Genomic DNA, 2,770 nt, shown 5'->3' on the forward strand with positions numbered 1-2,770 from the left:
AAACCACAAAATTACATCTTAATTTTAATAAAATAGAGAATCTAAGGAGATAACCCATGACATATATATTACTTCTTATTATAATTTCTACTATTCTTTCTTATCTTATATTAAAATTTATTTATAAAATCATCTTTAAATCTACAAAAAGCGTTTCAAAGTTTTTAGTCTTTCTTGGAAGTATAGGCTTAATTATCTTTTATTATACTCCTTATTCTTATTATTTAGAGCCTAGTTATTGGCAATTTAGGAATATGTGTAAGTTAAATGAACTTCCTAAAGTATAATAAGATTCTAGGGTATTTTGGATTAAGTTTGGATACATTAGATTGGGAGGAGCTGAATAGAAGAGCTTATAAAATAAGTAAAGAATAGCAATTCTATTTGCAAAATTTTTAGAGAATATGCAACATATATAGGAGAAATAAAAAAGACTAGATATGATATAATGGCTATTCTGTATAGCAATAAAAAACTTATCTCTAAAGATAACATTACATCAATAATTTTACTTGATACTTGGAATACAAGACGTTACAATTTAGAGTAAGAATCTGTGGCTAGTTATAATATTGAGTGGATAGAGATAGAAGAATATTGCAGTTTGTACTTCAATACAAAGGAGCAAAAATGGACAATAAAGGATTAATCACTAAATTACGAGACAATGCAGAACTTCCTTGGGCAGCCTATGGATATTTTCATTTAGCTAATGAAAGTTATAAGCCAGAGGAAAATAGTAAGGATTGGAAAAGATTAAAATATTTTAGAGATATTAAAGAAGATACAACCCAATCTGTATTCCCCACCCTAATTGATATTCTCAACATAGAATACAAATATTTTAAAGATGAAAAAACAGGAAAGCTAAAAATGGCTTCTTTGATGATGAGTTATTTAGTGGCGACTTCTCCCCACTCCAAGCTAAACAATTCTTTTCTCGCTATGATTTATTAAAACATTGTCCTAATGCAAATTCAGGTTTTTCTGCTACTTTATTTGGAGAAAAAAGAAAACAAATTGATAGTAAAACAAAAGAAGAAGGCTATACCAGTGAATATGGCTATATCAATTATATTTTAGCCATTAGAGGAACAGAAATGGATTTGTTTGTAGCTGATGCTTCTTTAACCATAGGCTCTATACCTAAAGCCCAATATGATGATATGCTAAACTTTTATGAAACTTGTATTAAGATTATCCACAAATCAAAGAAAAAGATTCTCTTACTATTACAGGACACTCTCTTGGAGGCTGTCTAGCACAACTCTTTGCTTTAAGTATCTGTGATGATAGGAATAGAAACAATATCAAAGCTTTATATACTTGTAATGCACCTGGAGCTAGAAAGATAGCACCTCCTTATGATTATATAGTAAAACTCTTTATATTTCACAGCAAAGAACAACAAGAAAGATTTATAAAAGAAGAAATAGAAAATATAGCAAATAGAGCAAGAGATTTAGGCAAAGATAATATTTTCTTAGAAAGTAAGATACGAGAGATATTACACAAGATAATCCAAGAAAAACAAAGTCAATACTATGGGATAACAATGAGTCTTTCTACTCATACAACAATGATGACACTTGATATTAATGCCATTCCTATCTTAGCAGATATTGCACCATATTATAGACAACTTGCTTATAATTATTGGCAACATTTTAAAGAAGATAGGAGAACACCTCAAAATTTTGAACTTAAAGGAGATGAAAGATATATATACAAACTCTCAATTCAAGATTCTATCTTTCATTGTGAATCAAGTAATAATGAATATAAAAATGAATGGTATATCGGCTCTCCTATATCAAAACTAGGGATTAAGCTAGGATTACATCAAGACAATCAATATAGCGATACAACACTGCTTCATACAATCAATACAAGCTCTGGAGTAACAGGGGAGCACTCCATTATCCCCCTTACCCAAACTCTCTATTTTTATTCCTATCTTTTAGAATTAGATGCTAACTATAACAAAGTCAAAGATAAAAGCCTTAGTGAGTGTATAGAGTATCTTAATCATTTTATGAAAAATATTCAAATTTATACAGAAACTTTTGTGTTAAAAAATAATGCTATTAATAATAAAAATTTCGCTCTTAAAAATGGACCTCTTGGACTTTTTAGAAGTTCTCCAGAAAAAATCAATCATTTTGAATATTTTCTTTCATTAATAGCCACCATAATGCAAGAAACAAATGGTATTTTAGAAGAGCTTGGAGATAATTATTATGCAAGCTATAAAGCTCCTACCATTAGTCAAACAAAAATCATAGATTTTATTTTAAAGGTGCAAAAAAAAGAAAAATACATTTTAATTCTTGATAAAAATGATTTTAATAAATACAGAAAAGATTGTTCCTTTATTAATAATCAAGAAAATTTAGCTCATAAAATTGCCATTGGGGAATTTAGAATTTTCATTGTGGTTTATAAAGATATGAAATGTCTTAAAAATATTAATAATATAACAAAAATATATGGATATAATTCAAAAAGTTATAAAATAAAAGATCAAATTTGGGATGAGCAATATTTAGGTGGAGTTTGTAAAATATCACAAGCTTTGTATTTTAATGGAAAAGCTAAAATAGGTATTATTTAGGAAAATTATGATAGGTAAAGACTTTTTATATTCTATTCATAAAGATAAAAAAAGTATTTATTTGTTTTGTGAAAATAAAAGCATCATTGATTGTCAAAGTATTTATGATGAACTTTATAAATTAGAAGCAACGACAGATTTTACTTTTGAAGAACT

Annotated in this window: 3 protein-coding genes and 1 pseudogene; all 4 read left to right on the forward strand. The window is 27.5% G+C overall.

Annotated elements, in window-relative coordinates; all coding sequences use genetic code 11:
* The first annotated feature begins 56 nt into the window (after positions 1-56).
* Entirely contained in the window at positions 57-287 is a 231-nt protein-coding gene (locus tag AJ939_RS04500; protein ID WP_002881838.1) for a hypothetical protein, read from the forward strand.
* A gap of 343 nt (positions 288-630) precedes the next feature.
* Positions 631-957, forward strand: a complete 327-nt coding sequence (locus tag AJ939_RS10860) for a hypothetical protein (RefSeq protein WP_070210731.1) — start codon at positions 631-633, stop codon at positions 955-957.
* Between the two features lie 274 nt (positions 958-1,231).
* Positions 1,232-1,282 (forward strand): annotated as a pseudogene (locus AJ939_RS11125) (hypothetical protein); the annotation flags it as partial.
* A gap of 273 nt (positions 1,283-1,555) precedes the next feature.
* The gene (locus AJ939_RS11130; protein ID WP_250540834.1) at positions 1,556-2,614 is read left to right on the forward strand and encodes a hypothetical protein; all 1,059 of its coding nucleotides are present in this window, start codon (positions 1,556-1,558) and stop codon (positions 2,612-2,614) included.
* Positions 2,615-2,770 lie beyond the last annotated feature (156 nt).

It is taken from the genome of Campylobacter sp. BCW_6889 (assembly GCF_001762535.1).
Lineage (GTDB): Bacteria > Campylobacterota > Campylobacteria > Campylobacterales > Campylobacteraceae > Campylobacter_D > Campylobacter_D jejuni.

Coding starts and splice junctions, on each gene's coding strand:
- AJ939_RS11130 (WP_250540834.1), top strand. CDS start 1,556: ATGAGTCTTTCTACTCATACAACAATGATGACACTTGATATTAATGCC.
- AJ939_RS04500 (WP_002881838.1), top strand. CDS start 57: ATGACATATATATTACTTCTTATTATAATTTCTACTATTCTTTCTTAT.
- AJ939_RS10860 (WP_070210731.1), top strand. CDS start 631: ATGGACAATAAAGGATTAATCACTAAATTACGAGACAATGCAGAACTT.